The 19,250-nt window shown below is 47.3% G+C and carries 18 protein-coding genes; 9 read left to right on the top strand and 9 right to left on the bottom strand.

The features are described 5' to 3' along the window. Positions 1-17: 17 nt before the first annotated feature. The 5 genes from WCV72_01715 to WCV72_01695 form a co-directional block, all read right to left on the bottom strand. Positions 18-3,677, bottom strand: coding sequence for a hypothetical protein (locus WCV72_01715; protein MFA6458089.1), 3,660 nt, complete (start codon positions 3,675-3,677; stop codon positions 18-20). Next, the gene (locus WCV72_01710) at positions 3,674-5,032 is read right to left on the bottom strand and encodes a hypothetical protein (GenBank protein ID MFA6458088.1); all 1,359 of its coding nucleotides are present in this window, start codon (positions 5,030-5,032) and stop codon (positions 3,674-3,676) included. Before WCV72_01710 ends, WCV72_01715 begins: the two co-directional genes overlap by 4 nt. A gap of 85 nt (positions 5,033-5,117) precedes the next feature. Next, positions 5,118-6,674 (bottom strand): FecR domain-containing protein, encoded by a 1,557-nt coding sequence (locus WCV72_01705; protein MFA6458087.1) that lies wholly within the window; start codon positions 6,672-6,674, stop codon positions 5,118-5,120. Positions 6,675-6,733: 59 nt separating this feature from the next. Further along, a complete protein-coding gene (locus WCV72_01700) occupies positions 6,734-7,102 on the bottom strand; it encodes a hypothetical protein (protein MFA6458086.1) in 369 nt (122 codons plus the stop codon). Between the two features lie 147 nt (positions 7,103-7,249). Beyond that, positions 7,250-7,636 (bottom strand): hypothetical protein, encoded by a 387-nt coding sequence (locus tag WCV72_01695; protein MFA6458085.1) that lies wholly within the window; start codon positions 7,634-7,636, stop codon positions 7,250-7,252. Between the two features lie 120 nt (positions 7,637-7,756). On the opposite strand from WCV72_01695, the gene WCV72_01690 reads away from it, so the two are divergent. From WCV72_01690 to WCV72_01670, 5 genes are all read left to right on the top strand, one after another. After that, a complete protein-coding gene (locus WCV72_01690) occupies positions 7,757-9,010 on the top strand; it encodes a 3-isopropylmalate dehydratase large subunit (GenBank protein ID MFA6458084.1) in 1,254 nt (417 codons plus the stop codon). 567 nt (positions 9,011-9,577) lie between these two features. Beyond that, positions 9,578-10,126, top strand: coding sequence for a hypothetical protein (locus tag WCV72_01685; protein MFA6458083.1), 549 nt, complete (start codon positions 9,578-9,580; stop codon positions 10,124-10,126). Between the two features lie 82 nt (positions 10,127-10,208). Continuing rightward, positions 10,209-11,219 carry a formate--phosphoribosylaminoimidazolecarboxamide ligase gene (locus tag WCV72_01680; GenBank protein MFA6458082.1) on the top strand — a complete coding sequence of 337 codons (1,011 nt, stop codon included), beginning with the start codon at positions 10,209-10,211 and terminating at the stop codon, positions 11,217-11,219. Between the two features lie 47 nt (positions 11,220-11,266). After that, entirely contained in the window at positions 11,267-11,632 is a 366-nt protein-coding gene (locus WCV72_01675) for a four helix bundle protein (GenBank protein MFA6458081.1), read from the top strand. A gap of 12 nt (positions 11,633-11,644) precedes the next feature. Further along, the gene (locus WCV72_01670; protein MFA6458080.1) at positions 11,645-12,766 is read left to right on the top strand and encodes a DUF1297 domain-containing protein; all 1,122 of its coding nucleotides are present in this window, start codon (positions 11,645-11,647) and stop codon (positions 12,764-12,766) included. A gap of 149 nt (positions 12,767-12,915) precedes the next feature. On the opposite strand, the gene WCV72_01665 is transcribed toward WCV72_01670, so the two are convergent. Both WCV72_01665 and WCV72_01660 read right to left on the bottom strand, forming a co-directional pair. Beyond that, positions 12,916-13,386, bottom strand: a complete 471-nt coding sequence (locus tag WCV72_01665; GenBank protein MFA6458079.1) for a hypothetical protein — start codon at positions 13,384-13,386, stop codon at positions 12,916-12,918. Between the two features lie 158 nt (positions 13,387-13,544). Continuing rightward, on the bottom strand, positions 13,545-14,333 hold the full coding sequence (locus WCV72_01660) for a TIGR00282 family metallophosphoesterase (GenBank protein ID MFA6458078.1): 789 nt from the start codon (positions 14,331-14,333) through the stop codon (positions 13,545-13,547). A gap of 54 nt (positions 14,334-14,387) precedes the next feature. Here WCV72_01660 and WCV72_01655 point away from each other — a divergent pair, with 54 nt between their 5' ends. Both WCV72_01655 and gmk read left to right on the top strand, forming a co-directional pair. After that, positions 14,388-14,726, top strand: a complete 339-nt coding sequence (locus tag WCV72_01655; GenBank protein ID MFA6458077.1) for a YraN family protein — start codon at positions 14,388-14,390, stop codon at positions 14,724-14,726. Positions 14,727-15,423: 697 nt separating this feature from the next. Then, the gene (gene gmk, locus WCV72_01650; protein MFA6458076.1) at positions 15,424-16,023 is read left to right on the top strand and encodes a guanylate kinase; all 600 of its coding nucleotides are present in this window, start codon (positions 15,424-15,426) and stop codon (positions 16,021-16,023) included. 2 nt (positions 16,024-16,025) lie between these two features. Here the strand turns inward: gmk and WCV72_01645 are convergent, their stop codons facing one another. Together WCV72_01645 and WCV72_01640 are read right to left on the bottom strand one after the other, a co-directional pair. Continuing rightward, positions 16,026-16,985, bottom strand: a complete 960-nt coding sequence (locus WCV72_01645; protein MFA6458075.1) for a permease-like cell division protein FtsX — start codon at positions 16,983-16,985, stop codon at positions 16,026-16,028. Further along, positions 16,982-17,386, bottom strand: coding sequence for an adenylyltransferase/cytidyltransferase family protein (locus WCV72_01640; GenBank protein ID MFA6458074.1), 405 nt, complete (start codon positions 17,384-17,386; stop codon positions 16,982-16,984). The genes WCV72_01645 and WCV72_01640 overlap by 4 nt, the downstream gene beginning before the upstream one ends. 45 nt (positions 17,387-17,431) lie before the next feature. Between WCV72_01640 and gatC the strand changes: the two genes are divergently transcribed. Both gatC and gatA read left to right on the top strand, forming a co-directional pair. Beyond that, entirely contained in the window at positions 17,432-17,719 is a 288-nt protein-coding gene (gene gatC, locus WCV72_01635) for an Asp-tRNA(Asn)/Glu-tRNA(Gln) amidotransferase subunit GatC (GenBank protein MFA6458073.1), read from the top strand. 86 nt (positions 17,720-17,805) lie between these two features. Beyond that, the gene (gatA, locus tag WCV72_01630) at positions 17,806-19,236 is read left to right on the top strand and encodes an Asp-tRNA(Asn)/Glu-tRNA(Gln) amidotransferase subunit GatA (protein MFA6458072.1); all 1,431 of its coding nucleotides are present in this window, start codon (positions 17,806-17,808) and stop codon (positions 19,234-19,236) included. Positions 19,237-19,250: the final 14 nt, after the last annotated feature.

Raw genomic sequence — 19,250 nt, 5'->3', positions numbered from 1 at the left:
GTTTTTGTGATGATTTATTAAGACGGGTTTTTTTCAAACTCCGCGAATGTTTGGATTTTTAGTTGGTTTCTAAAAATTTGGGCGACTTCGTCAGCACTGACACTTTTTTGCACTAAGCCATTTTTCTGAAAATTATTTAATTGCTCCAAAAGCTCTCTCGATAAATATGCGAGATATTTCTTGTGATTTTCTCCAATTCTTTCACCAGTGTAGTCATGTCCATTCGCAGGAAGTGCTTCTTTGAGTTTTCCGATTGGTGCTGCCATTTCGGCAAATTTCCAAAGTGCGACTGCCTTGAGCTGGTTGGCATATTCACTCAGGTTTTGACCTTCGAAATTAATTTGCTCGAAGCTCGCGACTAGATTTTGTAAAGTTGTAGGATAGGTTTCATTGCGCGCGCCGAGTACGAGTAGTCTGGCGAGAGCGGTTTGGTAATTCTTGCTGCCGATGTCCACAATCAAACCTTTTGCTTCGTCTGTAATGTCTTCGAGTTGGCTATCAAATCCAGGCCAGCTATCTACGATTGGCTTCAAGTAGTTTTCTTTGAACTCATTCTCGAGCGCAGGAATTTCTTTTGGATCAAGTACGCCATTATTTTTTTGCGCGTTGGCGACCAATGAATTTTGGTAAAAAAGCAGCATTTCGTGCTGTTTGTAGGTGACGAGCGCTGCCCACTGATTTTCATTGATTGGTCCTGATCCGGATCCGAGATTCCAAATATATTCAAGCAGCCCAGCAATCGCATCTTTCCCTAAAAAACCAAAGTCTTCGCTGGCATTTTCCATGAGTGGAGCGAGCGGCAGGAAAATCGACTGCATTTCTGGGCTCGCTGACATTTTTTTCACTGCCGCCAGAATTTCAGTTTTAGATTTTATTTCCGTCTCGCGATTTAGATTTTGTTCGAGAGCGGTCAGCGAGAGGCGCGACATTTTTTCGAGAGCGGGTTCGGCGTGCTTGAGTGTCTCGCTGAGTTTATTGGCGTCGAAATCCTCTTTTTCCAATTTAAGAACTTGACCGTCTTCTGTGATTAATTCAAATCTTGTTCTGTCATCGAGAGTTCCATCCGCCGCGAAATTAATGCGTAGCTTGACATCTCGATTGCCAAAACCTGGCAAAATGCCAAGCGTGCCAATCGACTCAAGTGTGATGGGGCTGTATTCGATGAATCCGCCAGCAGCATCGAATTTCGCTGCGCTGGCAGACATATCGAGATTCCACGAGCCCAGTCGGTCAAACATCCACGCGCGGACAGCTGGTTCAAGTCCTTTGAGATTTTCTGGAGTGATGGCGCTGCCAAAATATTTTTGTTCTTCGCCTCGTTTCGAAATGATGTCGTCGAACTTTTTGATATTCTCTTTGAGGTGTTCGCGCTCGTTGGCGGACTGTTTAAGGAAATCAACAATACTGATGCTGCCATGCATAAAACTATCTAGCTTCTCAGAGCTTGCTGTTTTGGCTGCCTTATAGAAAGCGCGGATTAAATTATTGTCGTCGGTGAAAAAATCAGCGAGACCTTTGCCCGTAGCTTTAGCAGCCGGGACGATGTTTTCTTGAATGACCGCTTTCGTGAAAGCCGCAAATAATTCATAGCCGCCGACGATCTTGACGCCAGTTTTTTCGAGTGTTGGTTTGATGCTCTCCCACTGTTTCGGCAGGGTGTTTTGGAAATATTCTGCCCAAAAAACAGTGGTATTGTCGATGATTGCAGGAACTTCGTTTGCGACATATTTCACGCTGCCTACTGTGAATTCTTGTACCTTGCCGGCAGCATCGGCGATGCTCGCGCGTGACCACTTCTTGTCTTTCAAATTATATTTATATGGAATCCAGTTGCTGAAGACAATCGTGTTGCCGAGTGTGCCGTCTCGCTCGATGTAAACTTTCGCATTGGTGTAAAGCTGTCCGCCGACTTCGACCACGACATCTTTCAGACCTTTGCCCGCTTCATAGATTCCTGTGAATGTCGCACCAGCGAGTTCGACTGTAGCTTTCACTCCTAGCTCGGTGACAGCGGAAATATACGCCTTAGCACCCATGAGTTTATAAATTTCATACTGAGTGTTGGCAAAATCTTTAATTGTATTGACAAGTTTTTTCGCCAACTCTTTATCGACTTCATAAATTGCCAAAATTTCATTTTTAGCTGGATCGCTGACATTTGCGGCGAACCACGCTCGATCAATTTCGAAAAAGTCGAGCCACTTATTAAAGGCTTCACCAAGCAACTCTGGACTTCGCGTCGGGTGCAGGATACTAAGCCCGATGTTGCTGGCGATGCCAGCGATGATGGGAATTTTGCCCTCGACTTTTTCAGGATACTTCCAGTCTTCGAAACTTTGCTCCTCGAGTGCGACGACACTCGCGAAAGATTTGGACTGGTTTTTGGTCACCTTGTGATAGCGCACGCACAGCGTGATGCCGTCCTGGATCTCTTGCGGAGTCGCTGGCGGTTGTCCCATCACGAGCTCGAAATATTTTGCGCCGTAGCGTTCCAAGACTTTTTCGACAATATTGAAAAGTTCTTTGCCATTCAGGATAGATTTTTTTGGCGCATTCTTGCCAAGCAGTTGGCGCGGATCGATTTCGCTTTTGCCGTCGGCACGCGCTTCTTGATAGGCCTTGTGAATGTCGTCGATGTCGTTTTTGGCGAGGGCATTCAGCGTCTCTGCTTCCGTGCGGTTACGCCAGTTCAATCCCTTCATTAATTCTGCCAAGCCGCGGTCGTCCATGTCATCCGCCGCACTCGTCAGCTTCAACATGTTCAAAAGATTGTGCTTGCTGTGTGTTGCGTCTGGCATGAGAATCGCGACACCAGCTGCCGCCTGTAAAACATTGGTTGTGAGATAAGAAACCCAATCTTGGTCGTCCGGCTTTTTTTTGATGAGCGTCCAAGCGGATTTCAAAACTAAAAACATGCCGACAGCCTGGATGCCAGCCTCGACCCATTTGCCTTCGCTCAGGTTTTCCTGAAATGACTCCGTGATATTGGTGACGCCTTCGCCGAGATTTTTTACCAAGTTCCCAGCAGTCAATTTTTCTTTTTGCTTCTCGCGCAGCTTGCTCAAGTTCTCAAGTCGGTCACGGATAGCGTTAAGTCTAATAGATTTTTCAGCTTCGGCGATTTGTTCTACGGCAGCTTCATTTTTATCAGGATCTTTATCAGGGTTTTCTTTGAGATATTGTGCTCGTGCGCTCTCAGCGACGCTGCTGCCGAAAACTAATTTTTCGGCCGTAACTTGTTGATCCTTATCTTTGCCGTTGCGGTATGTCGCATTATATTCAGCGACTTGCTCGTGGAGAGGTCCTTTGTCATCGATGAAAATCTCTTTATATATTTTGTCGACTCGAGCTTGCACTTCTCCTTCTGATTGTTTGCCAGGTTCACTATCGACTTGAAACCAATTCGAAGGAAGCTTCTCGTTTAGTTCGGTGTCCGTATTTTTTTTGTCGAGATGTTTTTGGATGTCTTCACTGTAATCATGCTTGATGGTATCGTCGCTTGTGTGTTCCGGTTGTTCGAAAGCATTCTTGCTTTTATCGGTCTCTGGCACGACAGGCGCGGACTCTGTTTTCGCTGTAATCGATTTTTTTTCAGGAGCTTGATCAGCAAAAACAAGTCGTGCCGTAAGCGGCTGATTGCTATTTGCGAATCGTGATTTAATAAAATCAGAAATCATTTATTAGCTGGTTTGGTTGGTTTTGGTTTGCGGTCTAATTTCACAAAATCCCAACCTTTCTTTAAGACACCGCCGATGTAGCGGGGGATGCCGAGCGTGCCGATATTCGCAACATTTTTTGCAGCATACACAGCGTCATCTTTGACTTTTTCTGCTTTTTTGCCAGGCTTAATTTGCTGCGCGGTCCAGATTGCTGCTTCGACTACGACTGGGATGGCAGGGATTCCGCCCATCATGCCACTGCCGAGCACCCAGAGAGCCGTGCGTGCCGTGCCGACCACGACGCCTTTGCCAAAAGTTTTTTCCACCAAAAATTTAGCAGTAGGTTCGATAATTTTTTTGTAGGCGGTATGAGCCAGCCAGGGAGCGACTAGACCGTAATAAGCGGCTTTGCCGAGCTTGCTTTTGGGTTTGCCGCTGCGCTCTTTTTTTGCAGCAATCTTGTCAGCCTCTAATTTCTCAGGATCTTCTTCAATTTTAAAAGCTTTGTTTTCTAGTTTTTCAAATTTGCTGGTTTGTTTAAATCTAGGCCTTGCTAGGTCAGCACGGACAGGTCGGTCTTTTTTATATGACATGAGCCAGCCAAGGTTAACTTTGTCGAATTCGTTTTTGGTTTCGGCACGAACTTCTTTTCGGTAAATTCTTGTGCGGGCAAGACTAAGGACATCATAAATTTGCTCGATTTTGTTGGCCGCCAGTTTTTCGGCAATCTTATCGCCAGCCATTGCTTTTTCGACCAATTCTTTTGACAAATAATTCCCGACAGCTTTGGCGACCGCCCTTTGTGTTTCGAGAGAACAGTTACCCGAGGCTGGTCGGACATAACCGGGGTCGATTTTTCGCAAAATCTTTTCACCAGAACTTTTTTTCCCAGCCAAAAGGTCATTAATTTGTTCAGCTAAAAGCTCTTGTTTCTCTCTTGCTTTCAAGGGAATGTTTTTCAGAATACTGATTTTGGTGGTTACGCCTTCAATCGGGCTCGAAGTTTTGCCTTCTGCATTTTCTGCTGGATTTTGCGGTGCTGCACTTTGAGCCGGATTTAAATCTTTGTCCAGAATGACTCCGCGATCTGCCATCTGGAGTCGGAATTCTTGCTGAGTTTCGTTAATTTCTTGCATTGCCTTAGAGTCTTTTGCAGCCTTTTTCTCTGCCTGAATTGCTTCAATTTTTTTGAGATTTGATTCAATTTTTGCTTTTTTTATATCTGCTTTTGATTTGTGTTTACTTTCACGCCATTTCACAAAACCCTCGATTCCTTTTTCGCCCAAAATGTATTCCATTCCTCCGACGATAAACAAAACCCGTTTCTCTCGGAAAAGAGATTTTTCGGCAAAATATTTTTGTCGGATTTCCAAATTTTTGTTTTTAAATCTTGCCATTTTACCAAAAAAACGCCAAAATATCAACTCAATTTAGGCTTAGCTTCGCGAAAATCCGGGATTATTCGCCTGCTGGTACTGTCTCTGGAGCCGTCGTCTCTGCGGGCGAATAGGTGATTTTGATCGTGGTCGAGCTGCGTTCACCGGCTTCATTCGTCGCGACGATTTCAAATTCATTTTCACCGGCTTTGAGATTGCTGTAGCTCGGAGCGGCGTTGTACTGCCAGGTCGTGCCGCCGATGACAAAACCAGTCAGCTTGTAGCCATTGACGAAGACCGCGGTCGTGCCGACGGGCACTGTGCCTGCGAAATGTACAGGTGCAGTTTCGAATGTCGCACCGTCAGCCGGTTCGCTGACTGTGGGCGCGGCGAACGCCGTGCTGCCGACCGAGGGGACACCGTCAGTCGTTTTGGTCGTAGTCGTCGTGGTGGTGGAAGTTTCGGTTGACTCGGTGGTCGTGCTCGTCGCACCATCGGGATTGAAGCGAATCTGGAAGCTCGCAGTCGGAGTGGCGTTGCCGGCTTCATCGTAGCCCACGACCGAATAATTATTCACGCCGACTTTCAAATTTTCAAAACTGCGGGCGGCGTTGTAGCTCCACTCGCCGCTACCTGGGACGAATTTCGAGAGCTCGAAAGCGTCAGTGCCGTCGAAGGTGACTTTGATTTTTACGACTTTCGGTGAAACCTTGCCGACGACTTTGACCGGTTCAGCGACGGCTGAGACATTGCCGCCGCCGGTGACGACGAGCGGTGCCGGGATTCGTTCCGAATCTGGATTTGTCGCTGAATCCACCGTTCCGTCTGGGGTGGTCGCCGGGCTCACTGTTCCATCCGGGTTCACGACTGTGTCCGGATTCGTGACTGTGTCTGACACGAGATTCGTTCCGGAAGTTGCGGCGAGGTACAGATTCGAATTTAGAATTTCGGCTGGCGTGGTTTGGACGAGGTCAATCTCACCGCCGATTCTCAGCAGATTGATGCGTCGCTCGGAAATTTCAACCGTCTTGCCGCTTTCGACCATGAGATTTTTCAGTTCCGGGGTTTTCGTCGTATTCTCCGGATCGATGATCGCCGCGACGAAACCGCCTTCGATTGCACTGGCAAGATCGCCAGCAGTATTGACCTGCATTAAAAAACGACCGTCGGCGTTATGAATTCTTAAAAACTCACTCGTGATTACGAGGTCGCTGCTTTTCGTACCGACTGTGATGGCGGTGGCTCCGCGTGCGAGGGCGAGCGTGACTGATTTTTTGGTGATGGAATTTTGCAAATCGGAAATTGCGAGTTCGCTCGAGTTCGCGAGTGTCGCCACGCTGCCATCGTCAAAAGTCAGCGTCGCGCTACCGTCTGTACCCGTGCGCACACTCTCGCCCGGATTGAGCACGGCTGCTTCGCTCGTAATTTTCCAAGATCCGGTTGCCGGCAAATAAACCTCGACATCGCCAGAAACATCCGTAAGTTCAGCCTTGCCGGAGAGCGTGAGCGTGTTTTCACCTGTGTCGCCCCACAATCCCCACAGCTGCAACAAAAGTGCAGCGATTACGCCGATGGCGAGGACGATTAAAAACGGCACCAAATAGTCTCTGGATTTACGGCGGGGAGGGGTTGGGCGCATCGCGGCGGGGGTTATTAAAGTGGCTCTCAATATAGCAAAAACTATTTGAGCTCACAAATTTATTTGCTTTCGTATTTACGAATCGCTTTTAAAACCGGACTACTTTCACTCAAAGTTGCGAGCGAAAAAATCTCACTGCGCGTGATTGTTTTCGGCGGATCGAGGCGATCGTCGTGGCTTATGAGCTGCGTAGAATTATTGTCGTGAAAATGGTAAACATGGCTGAGCGTGATGGATTCGGCGTTTTCGCTGGCGATTTGACCGTACCAAGTTTCGCCGTCCGCGAGCTCGACGGCGACATACTGCGGTGGACCAAAAAGATTTCCCAAAAAATTCGAATGAATTAGGAAGCAAGTGGCAATCACCAAAATCAGCAAAAACGACAATACGCCGATGGCTGATTTTTTGGAATGCTCGGACTTAAGCATGTTAGTTTTTTTAATGCGCGATGATTTTAGCTGATTCCACACTTGCCGACAAAAAACCCACCGTATTTTGGTGGGCTTTTTGTTTTGTTTTGTTTTTTGACCGTTTATTTTTGTGTTTGGCTCCCGGCGTTTTTAGCCGAGAAATATTTAATTTTTGTTTGACTTGTATTTAAGAATCGCCTGCAAAACAGCGTTGCCGTCCTCCAAATTTTCGGTTGCGAGGACATGAGCGCGATTGAGCACGAGCGATTCATCGCCCCGTTTCACGAGTGTCTTTTTCGTTTCATCCAGGAAATAAAACACATCAGTGACATTGACATAGTTGTCGTCCATCGAGGTGATTTTGCCGAAATAGGTTTCACTATTGTCGAGGTGCACGGCCTGATAAGTCGAGCTGTCAATCGTGTTAACGACCGAGCTACGGAGATCATTGGCAGAAAGGAAAACTCCGCCACCCAAAACCAACAAGGCGGTTGCCGCGAGTGCGACAGCGAGACCTTTGTGGCTAGTTAGCTTATTTGCGAGAGGAGACATTTTTCTTAAGTTAGAAAATAAGAAATCATGTTATCTTAGCGGAAAGGTCATTTCAAGTCAAATTGAATACATTGACTAGAAGCTAATTATATTTTATAAAATAAGTGATAAAATGCTCCCATGTCTCAAACTTTAGTCGAAAAAATCATCGCGAAAAATTTAATCTCTGGCGCTGCGCGTGAAGGCGGTTTCGTCAAAATCCGTCTTGACCGATTGCTGTGTCACGAAGTGACGACGCCGCCGGCGCTCACGATGCTAGAAAAACGCGGTATTTCCAGGGTTTTTGATCCAGCCAAAATTGTCGTCACGCCTGATCATTTCGTTCCGGCGAAAGACGAAAAATCCGCAACTCTCGCGAAAAAATTGGATGAGTGGGTGCGCCGAGTTGGCATCAAAAATTATTATCCGATTGGGCGACACGGAGTTTGCCACACGATTTTTCTCGAAAATGGTCACATCGGACCGGGGATGGTCGCCATCGCGGGGGACTCGCACACCTGCACTCATGGTGTCGTCGGTGCGCTCGCCTTCGGTGTCGGGACGACCGATGTCGCGGCGGCGATTGCGACGGGCGAAGTTTGGCTCGAGGTGCCGAAGACCATTCGCGTCAATTTGATTGGCAAATTACAGCCGGGAGTTTTCGCGAAAGACGCGATGCTCGAAGTCATCCGCCAGCTCGGAGTCGCTGGGGCGACTGATCGCGTGATTGAATTTGGCGGCGAACTGATTGATTCACTCGAAGTCGAAGATCGCGTCGTTTTCTCGAACATGGCAGTCGAAGCGGGCGCGACCTCCGGCTTGATCAATCCTGATCAAAAAACCATCGATTATGTTGAGGCGCGTGGCTGCCGCGATTTCACAGTTTTGCAGTCTGATTCAGACGCTCATTACGAAAAGACTTTGGAAATAGATGTTTCCGCGCTTGAGCCAATGGTCGCTTATCCGCACTTACCTTCGAATGCCAAGTCGATTTCGGCAGCGAAAAAAGACAAGATTAAAATCGACCAAGCTTATTTGGGGAGCTGTACGAATGGTCGCATTCAGGATTTGCGTGAGGCGGCAGCAGTTTTGAAAAATAAAAAAATTGCGGACGGCGTGCGCATGATTGTCGTGCCGGCGACGACCAAGATCTGGAATCAGGCTGAGGACGAAGGACTCTTCAAGATTTTCACAGCGGCGGGAGCGACGATTTCGACACCGACCTGCGGTGCTTGTCTTGGCGGACACATGGGAGTTCTCGCAGCCGGTGAGCGCGCGATCGCTTCGACTAATCGTAACTTCGTCGGACGCATGGGTTCGAAAGAATCCGAAGTTTATTTGGCGTCGCCGCGCATCGTCGCGACCTCGGCAATCGCAGGATTTATTTCGGACTAATTTTGTTTTTCAGATATTGTGAGCTAAAATTTCACCTTATTTTTAATGCTTAAAAATGCCTCAGTCGCCGGAGATAAAAACAAGCCTTCAGATTGTTATCGATAGAGTAAATAAGCTTTCCCAGAAGTTGGAGGATGAGACTAGGGAGGCTGTTATTCGGATTTTGCAAGCTAATCTTGATGAAAATCTTCAACCGCTTCCTCGGGCGCGAGATGGTAGTGTGGTCGCGAGGCTGGCAGGAAATATTATTAATCACAGGAGTTTTAGCCCAAAAATTACGCTCGAAAATTTGCTCATTGTGCGAGGTGGTTTTAGTCGCAACAATCAGGGTAGATCGTTTTTTAAATAAAAATTTTTTTAAGCAAGGAGAGAGATTGTAATTTAGGTTTAGTTTTGATTGATCAAAAATTTTGAAGATTATCCAAGAAAAAGGCTCGAAAGAATCCGAAGTTTATTTGGCGTCGCCGCGCATCGTCGCGACCTCGGCAATCGCAGGATTTATTTCGGACTAATTTTGTTTTTCAGATATTGTGGACTAGAATCTCACCTTATTTTTAATGTTAAAAAATGAAAACTGGGAATAGATTGGAAGGTAATGAGCGACAAAGCAGTCCTTGGAGTCAGACAGACCTTAGGATATTTGTCGCTCAGCTTGAGCGGGCTGCCGCTAATCGTGAGAAAGCTGCAGAATATCGAAGGCGGACAGTCCGAGCTATGGTTGAGGCGATGAGTCAGCCAAAACCAGACATTGCCCTTAAGTCGAAAAATCATTTATTCACAACTCAAGAGCAAGAAACAGAAAAAGAGACCGCAATTCGAGATCTTTGTTTATTGCTTCATATTAGTTTTGCCGACGAGATCAAAGTTGAGACGCTTCCTTGGGGAGATAATAATTTAGGTTTAGTTTTTTATAGTGGCTATGATTGGATCAGAAGGGTTAGTTTTGATCGACCGGAAATTTTGCAGATTGTTCAAGAAAAAGGCTTAAATGTAGCCGTATTTTTGAGGTTTGTCATTCAAGGAAGAAAACTCTTAGACGGAAATGAAATTTTGGCGATTTCTAACCCAGATAAAATCACTAGATTTTTAGCTGATAATCAAATTGTCCGAGAATAAAGCACGGAGTTTTTAAATCTAATTCTCAGTCAAGTTTTTCCATCCAGCGCGCTCTTTTGCTATAATCAACCAAATCCAAAAAATGCTCAAACTTCCCAAAAAAATCGCGACGATTGGCAGCCATTCCGCTCTGCAAATTCTCAAGGGCGCGAAAGATGAGGGTTTCGAGACGATTTGTGTTTGTGAGCGCAAACGCGTCGCGCCTTACAAAATGTTTCCGGTTGCGGACAAAATCATCGAGATTGACAGCTTCCGCGATTTTCTGAAGATTGAAAAACAGTTGATTGCCGAGAATGCGATTGTGATTCCGCACGGCTCATTCGTGGAATATCTGAAGACTGACAAAATTAAGCAGCTGAAAGTTGACCATTTTGGCAACAAAAATATTCTCGACTGGGAATCGGATCGGGGCAAGCAGGAGAAGTGGTTGACTGCCGCCAAGATCAAAATGCCGCTCATCTTCGATTCGCCCGAAAAAATCGACCGACCGGTAATTGTGAAATTTCACGGCGCACGCGGCGGACGCGGTTATTTCCTCGCGAATTCGACTGCGGAATTTTATAAGAGAATCGCAGCGCATCCGGACGAAAAATTCACGATTCAAGAATATGTCGTCGGTGTGCCGATTTATGTCCACTATTTTTACTCGAGAATTACAGGGGAATTGGAGATTCTCGGTTTCGACAAACGCTACGAATCGAACGCCGACTCAATCGGGCGTGTCGCGGCGACCGATCAGATTACGACCAATTTGCAGACGAGCTACACCATCGTCGGCAACATTCCGCTCGTCGTCCGCGAATCTTTACTGCCGTATTTCATCAAGATTGGCACGCGCGTGGTCGAGCAATCGCAAAAGCTCGAAGCGCCGGGACTTTTCGGACCATTTTGTTTGGAGGGAATCGTCACTTCTGATTTGATTCTGACGGTTTTCGAAATCTCAGCGCGCATCGTCGCTGGGACGAATCCCTACATCGCCGGCTCGCCTTATACTTTCCTCAAATACAACGAGCCGATGTCGACTGGTCGCAGAATCGCGCGCGAAATCAAAATAGCGCTTGAGCAAAATTGTCTCGATAAAGTCCTCGGGTGAATAGCGAATGATTCAATAATTCAATAATCCAATAATTAAATAATGGAATGATTCAAAAGAGTAATGCAATTGCAGAAAAAAGTTATCAGTTTGCATTGAGGATTGTGAAGCTTTATCAATTTTTGATTCACGAAAAAAAGGAATTCACGCTTGGAAAACAGATTTTGCGGAGTGGAACTTCAATCGGGGCGAATGTCGCGGAGGCGACTGGTTCACAATCGAAAAAAGAATTTCGGGCGAAAATGTCGACAGCCTACAAGGAAGTTTGCGAAACAATTTTTTGGTTAAAACTTCTGCGTGACTCGGATTACATTCCTGCTGATTTGGCTGAATCATTTTTGGCGGACTGTGAGGAACTTGCTAAAATTAGCGGTAAAATTCTCGCGACCACTACCAAAGCATTGAATCATTAAATTATTTCCACATTGAAAGATTTACTTCAGGGTTACGATTTAGAAAATCTTGCGATTGCTTCGCTCGGCGGACATTCCGCGCTCGAAACTTCGCTTGGTGCGAAACGGCAGGGGCTCAAGTCAGTCGTCGTCGCGAAACGCGGTCGTGAAAAAACTTACTCTGAATTTCTCAAGTTCGATCCCAAGACGGAGACTGGCGTGGTCGATGAGGTAATTCTAGTCGATGAATTCGCCGACATTCTCAAGCCGGAAATTCAAGAACAGCTGCGTAAGTTGAATGTTCTATTCGTACATTCGCGCTATTTCTGGGTCTATTTCGACGATTTCGCCAAAGTCGAAAATGATTTTCATGTGCCGATTCTCGGGACGCGCGAACTTCTGCGACTCGAAGAAAGAGACGAAAAACCGAATCAGTACGATGTACTCGAAGCGGCGAAAATTCGGATTCCCAAAATTTTCAAATCAGCCGAAGAAATTGATCGGCTGACTTTGACCAAAATTCCGAACGCGACGCGCACATTTGAGCGCGAGAATTTTTTCGCCAGTTCGAAGGTTGAATGGGAAAGAACGATTGCGGAAAAATTGGCGGCCGGGCAGATTTCCCAAGAGGGAATTGCGAAAGCCGTGATTGAGGAATTCATCCTCGGCGCGCCGATCAATTTTAATTTCTTTTATTCGCCGCTTTCGAATCGGCTGGAATTACTCGGGACGGATACGCGCCGTCAGACGAATCTCGATGGCTGGTTGAGGCTGCCGGCGAATGAACAGATGAAATTGAGCGCGGCCGGAATCTTGCCGAGTCACATCGAGACCGGACACATCGCCGCGACAGTCAAAGAAAGTCTGCTAGAAAAGGCTTTTGAAGCCGGTTCGCGCTTCGTCGAGATTTGTAAAAAATACAATCCCAAGGGCATCGTCGGACCTTTCGCGCTCCAGGGTGCGATCGAGACGGACGGCAAAAAAGAAGAGCTGGTCGTCTTCGATGTTTCCTTCCGCATGCCGGGCAGTCCAGGCATCGCCGCGACGCCATACTCGTCTTATCTCTTCGGCCGACCAGTCGCGATGGGTGAAAGAATCGCGATGGAAGTCAACGCGGCGCGGATGAGCGGAAGACTGGGAGAAATCATTAGTTGAATGAGTGCACCTGCATTGTCTTCCCCGCCACGAAGTGGCCCCTTTGGGGCGCAGGCGGGGATCCAGGAAAATGCTTCGCGATCTAAAATTCTGGATTACCGATTAGGTCGGGAATGACAAGAAGAAAAGCGTAATCTCAACTTTTTAAACTAAAAAATACCATCGATCTCGAATCGTAAATCTTTTAAATGTTTCGGCTTTGGGCTCTTGAGTTTTTCTTCTTTCAAGCTTTTAAGATTTTGAAGATAAAAAATAATTTGATTGTAGGCAGTAATTAATTTTTTTAGGTTGCTTTCGTTGAGATTGTTTTTTGACAAGCTCTGATAATCTTTTATGCGCGTCTCAGCTATTTCCATTTGGGCAGCAGGTATTTGGCAAACATCTTCTATTTTTCTATAAAAACGACGCGATAGAAGAACATCTCCTTCTATTGCGCGAATAGCGCTGTTAATTTGATCTTCTGCTGTAGACAGTAGCTGGTCAATCCTAAAAAAATCACCGGACTCTCGAATAAACCTCAAGTCTAATTTATCTGGCAGACGAGCTTCAGCAACTAATAGCTGTTCAATTATTCTTCCTCTTTCTCCTGTTTCTGGCATTAGCCGTGGGATTTCGGACATTTTTTAATTCTTAAAAGAAGGTTTGATTTTATTATCTAAATCTATTTTGTCAAATCTAAAACTCTCTTCTCGGGTGACAAATACTGCTCGCCGAGTTTTTGGTAAATCGCTTTCTCGGTCAAGCCAGCGAGCATTTTGAATTTTCGAAAAGTCCGTATTCATTCGACAAGCTCGTAAATGCGCTCGATTTTCAGAGCTTTTCCGCTTGCATCGGTTTCAATAAAAACGCCCGAGACGACGATTGGGCGACCTTCCGCCATTTCGAGTTTGGCAGGGAGCTGCGTCAAAAATCTTTTGAGCGCGGCTTCCGGTTTCGCGCCAATCGCGGAATTCAGCACGCCGCAAAATCCGGCGTCCGAGATGAAGGCTGTGCCATTCGGCAAAATCCGTTCGTCGGCGGTTTGCACATGCGTGTGTGTGCCGACGATGGCGCTCACTTTGCCATCGAGAAAATGTCCGAGCATCGATTTTTCACTCGTCGCTTCGGCGTGAAAGTCGAGAAAAATATTTTTGATTTTCAATTTCTTGGCTTCGGCAATCAATTTTTCTGCGGCAAAAAATGGATTATCGAGCGGATCGCCCATGAAAATTCGTCCCATTAAATTACCAACAAAAAGTTTTTGGTCAGCTTTCTTTAAGACAAAAAAACCGTGACCGGGTACACCGTCCGGATAATTCGCGGGGCGTGCGAGCGGAAAAGCATTTTTCGCGAAGAGTTCTTCGTAGCCCGCCGCGTCGAAAATATGGTTGCCGCTCGTGAAGCCGTCGATGCCAGCCGCAGCGAGTTCGGCGAGCTGGCGCTCAGTCGGACCACGACCGTGCGCGAGATTTTCGGCATTCGCGAGGACGAAGTCGGGCTGAAATTTCTCAAGTAATTTCGGCAAAATTTCTTTCAGACCGATGCGTCCGAATTTGCCGTAAATATCGCCGAAAAAAAGGATGCGCATAATTTAAGATTGTCGATTTATGATTTAAGATTGAGGCGCGTTGATTTTAACAAAATGAGCTTCAAAAAGAATTTTGGAAATGACGGTGAAATTCTGGCTGGCAAATTTCTCGTGAGTCGGGGACTTGAGATTTTGAAAACGAATTTTCATTCCAAAGACGGCGAGGTCGATTTGATTTGCCGCGACGGTGCAGAGATCGTCTTCGTCGAAGTGAAAGCGCGACGCTCGGCGAAATTTGGCGCGGCGGTCGAGGCGGTCGGCGAAGCGAAATTAGCCAAAATTGCCGCGGCGGGTCAAAAATTTCTGCTCGAAAATTCACTCGAAAATTCCGACTGGCGGGTTGATCTCATCACGATCGAAGACGGCAAATTGAAGTGGTTGAAAGGAATTTGAGGAAAAGCACGCAGACGAGGCATGCCTCGTCTCTACCCATTATTTTCTTACTTCTTATTCCTTACTCCTTACTCCTGAAAAACAAAACCCCCTCGTCAGAAAATTTATAATCCAACAAGGGGGTTTGATCCGCTCGAATGAAATCCTCGCACTCAAATTAGTTTCAAATTTGAAGCGAAAAATTACGATTTCGTGCGGGCTGCGTGAGGGGCCGAGCCTCTCGCGTTCCCACTCTTCTTCGGTAGATTTTGGAGCTACCTCTCCGATTGTAAGTCGCCGAAGCGACCATCAATCTTTCTGTTCTCGAGCCGTTTAGATTTTTTAGGTGAAAATGACTCGCGAAAGAAAATTGCCTTTCGGTGGCGGGATCGTTTCGGCGCGATCCGCGATCGAAAAGTAGGAAGTGAGCCCAGTCTGTCTGTCACGGATTCTGTCGAAGAAAATTTTTGAATTAACTTCGGCAGGACTCGGGACGAACCCGAATGCCAAAACAAACAAAAATTTGACCGGACTCGCTTCCTACCCGAAAGGTTTTTTTGAAGATGAGATGAGATGTGAAGAGTTCGTGTTTGTGTTTAGTTTTGAACTATTTATATTTTAACAAAATTGTCTAAAAAAGTCAATCATCCATAGCGCGAAAATAATTTAGCCGTCTTCGCCAAGTCTTCGGCGGATTGTGCGTTAAAATACTAAACAATTGAGTACAAAAATCTTCAAAATGCTTGGCAAACTTTTTCTCATCGTCGGACCGAGCGGCGTCGGCAAAGGCACGCTCGTGCATGCTTTGCGTCGCGATCATCCGGAATTTTATTTTCCGCCATCGGCGACGACGCGTGCGCCGCGCGCAGATGAGACGGAAGGGGACCAGTATTTTTTCGTTTCAGACGAACGCTTCGAAGTCATGCAACGCGAGAATAAATTTCTCGAGACTGCTGTTGTACATGAGGCTGAGAAGTATGGCACGCTGCGCGAGCCAATCGAGGCGGCGATTGCTGCAGGCAAAGTCGTGATTCGTGAAGTCGATATTCAAGGTCTCAAAACGATTCGCCAAAATTTCCCACGGGAAAAATTCTCAGCGATTTTCATCGTGCCGCCGGATTTCGCGACGCTTGCTCGGAGAATTCACAAACGCCAGCCGGATATGTCGGACACGGAATTAGCACGCCGACTGGAGTCGGCGAAAGCCGAACTAATCCAAAAAGATTTAGCAGATTTCGAAGTGGTGTCAGGCGAAGACGCGATTGGCAAAATGGTTGCCGAAGTCGAGGCGATTATCGCGCGTGAGTCGCGCGAATAGTTTTAGTGCAAAATTACCTCGCGACTGGAGAGATATTTGCGTGTCGCGATGATGCTCGCGAGCGTGCCAATCGTGATGGCGGCGAGAATTTGCCAAGCCAAAATCAGCGCGAAATGATTGCTGAAATTCGTCGTCGTCATCGCGAGCATTTCGCCGAAGCTACCAAATTGATTGGCAGCGAAAGCGCTCGTGTCGAAGTGCGCGATTCCGAGAAAGAAAATTCCGGCGCTCACGAGACTGGCGGCGAAACCGAAGAAAATCCCTTCAAAAATAAACGGCAGGCGAATGAATTGGCGCGTCGCGCCGACGAGTCGCATGATGCCGATTTCGAGTCCGCGCGTAAAAATCGCGAGGCGCAGAACGGCGACGATGATCAAAATTCCGAGTCCTGAAAAAATGAGTATCGCAGCGAGACTGATATTCGTGAGTGTGCGGTCGAGCGCGATGATCTTGTCAGCGGCCGTAGTGGCGAGTGTGCCAGTCGCTGGTTCGGCGAGATTGAAAAGTCCGCTATAACGACTCGTATCGAGAAAACTAATAATTTCACTGTGTAAATCGGCATTGACTGAAATCACGAGGGTGGCGGGCAACGGCGAACTTTTCGTGTTGGCGCTGAGCCAGGTCGCCAGCTGCCTGTTCGACTGTCCGAAATTCGCGACAAAATTTCGGAACGCTTCATCACTCGAAATAAATTTGACTGAGCGGATTCCAGGAAAATTGGATTGCAGCTCAGACTCAATCGCATTCACCTGAAAATCTTCAACTGGTTTCACGAAATTGAGCGCGAGGTCGAGTCGCGAATTGACGACCGAGAGGGCGGTTTTTTGAAATTCGTTAGCAAACAAAATTCCATTAAACAGCATGAAAAGCAGCGTAATCACGCTGACTGCGACGATGCTTGTGAGACCATTGCGCCAGATATTTTGGCCGGTCATCCGCAAAATTCGGAGAAATAAAATCATTTTTTGGGAAGGAGAGACGATTTATATTTTTTAGGTTGGAATGATTTTAGCCGAATTATTTTGGGCGCGAGCTTGATTTTTTTCAATTTCGTTTTTAGCTCAGTGGGCGCGAAAGTTTTTTGGTCGAAGCCGAGGGCGATGATGTCTGGTTGGATTTTAATTACTGGTTTTAGAAAATCTTGCGGATCGCCGAGTCGTGCGGCGAAAACATTGGCCGCGTGCGCGACAGTCGCGAGTCGGCTGCGCTCGGAGAAGTGCGGTCGGCGATTTTTAATTTTGGCGACATTGGCATCGCGCGCGACGACGACGAACACTCGTCCTAATCGCGCGGCTTGCGCGAAAAAATTCTCATGCCCGGGATGTAGACCGTCGAATGTTCCGAAGATGAGGACTTTTTTCACCTCCCAATTTTAGCAGTCCAATTTTTTTGTTAAAATCCCCTGGAAATGCAAATTACCAAAGACCTTGTCGTCAAGATCGCGAAGCTCGCGCGGATTCGGCTCACTGATTCCGAGACCGAAAAATTCACGACGCAGCTCGGCGCAATCGTCGGCTTCATCGAGAAACTGAATTCCGTCGATACCGCTGGTGTTGCCGAGACGAATCAAGTCAATGGCATGGAGAATGTTTTGCGCGAGGACGAGATTGAGAATTTCCCGAAAATGAATGAGCTGATTGCTTGCTCGCAGCATCCGCTGGAAAACAATCAGATTAAAATTAAGAAATCGATTTAGGGGACAGGATTTAGGGGACAGGGTTTAGGGGACAGGGTTTAGGGGACAGGGTTTAGGGGATAGGGTTCAGGGGATAGAAATTTATAATGAATATCACTGCTTTAAATCTCGTCGAGACAAGAAAGTTATTGTCTGAAAAAAAAGCTTCTGCGGAAGAAGTTTCCGCGGCTTATTGGCAAAGAATTGCGGCGCTCGATCCCAAAATTGAAAGCTACCTTTTCGTCGCACAAGATCAGGCGAGCGAAAATTTGACCGGTAGCTTGGATGGAATTCCCATCGCACACAAAGATGTTTTCTGTGCGGCTTCAATGCCGACGACCGCCGCTTCCAAAATTTTGGAAAATTATGTCCCGCCTTTTGATGCGACTGCGGTCGCAAAATTGAAACAGGCGGGGAGTGTGATTCTCGGCAAAGTGAACACGGACGAATTCACGATGGGCGCCTCGACCGAGACTTCGGCTTTCAAAAAAACCCGTAATCCTTGGGATCTAGCGCGCGTGCCGGGCGGCAGCTCCGGCGGTTCGGCGGCGGCAGTCGCGGCGGATTTGTGCGTTTTCGCGACGGCGACTGACACGGGCGGCTCGATTCGTCAGCCGTCTTCTTTCTGCGGCGTGACCGGACTGAAGCCGACTTACGGCCGGATTTCGCGCTACGGTGTGATTTCGATGGCGAGCTCGCTCGACACGATTGGTGTGATTACGAAGAGTGTTGCAGACGCAGCAATCGCGCTCGAAATTCTCGCGGGTCAGGATGTGCGCGATGCGACGACTAGTTCCGCACCAGTCGAAAAATATTCCGCTAATCTGCACACCGACTTAAAAGGCTTAAAAATAGGCATTCCACGCGAATATTTCGTCGAAGGTTTGGACGCGGGAGTTGAAAAAGTAATTCGGGCAGCGATTAGCCAGCTCAAAAAACTCGGCGCCGAGATTGTCGAAATTTCTTTGCCGCACACCGAATTCGCCGTGCCGACTTATTATGTTGTCGCGAGTTCCGAGATTTCGGCGAACATGGCGCGTTTCGATGGCATTCGTTATGGACCGACAATCAAAAACGAAGACGCGGCGAATTTGGTTGAAATGTATTTCGAAAATCGCACGCGCGGTTTCGGCGACGAAGTGAAGCGCCGCATTATGCTCGGGACTTTCGCGCTGTCGGCGGGTTATGCGGACAAGTTTTACAAAAAAGCCTTGCAAGTTCGGACTCTGATTAAAAAAGATTTTGACGCTGCGTTCGCGGGAGTTGATTTAATCGCTGCGCCGGTCGCGCCGACCACGGCTTTCAAGCTTGGCGAGAAGATCGACGACCCGGTGCAAATGTATCTCGCCGACATTTTCACTGCGCCGGCGAGTCTCGCGGGCGTGCCAGCGATTTCCGTGCCGGCTGGATTTTCCGTCAATTTGCCGGTCGGATTGCAGCTCATCGCGCCGCAATTTGCCGAAGCGAAATTGCTCGCCGCGGCGCACGCTTTCCAAACTGCGACTGATTTTCATCTGCAAAAACCGAAGTTTATTTAGTTCTTAAATTTCAA

The sequence above is a fragment of the Patescibacteria group bacterium genome (assembly GCA_041665585.1).
Lineage (GTDB): Bacteria > Patescibacteriota > Gracilibacteria > JAHISY01 > JAHISY01 > JAHISY01.
This window is presented reverse-complemented; position numbering and strand designations above follow the sequence as displayed.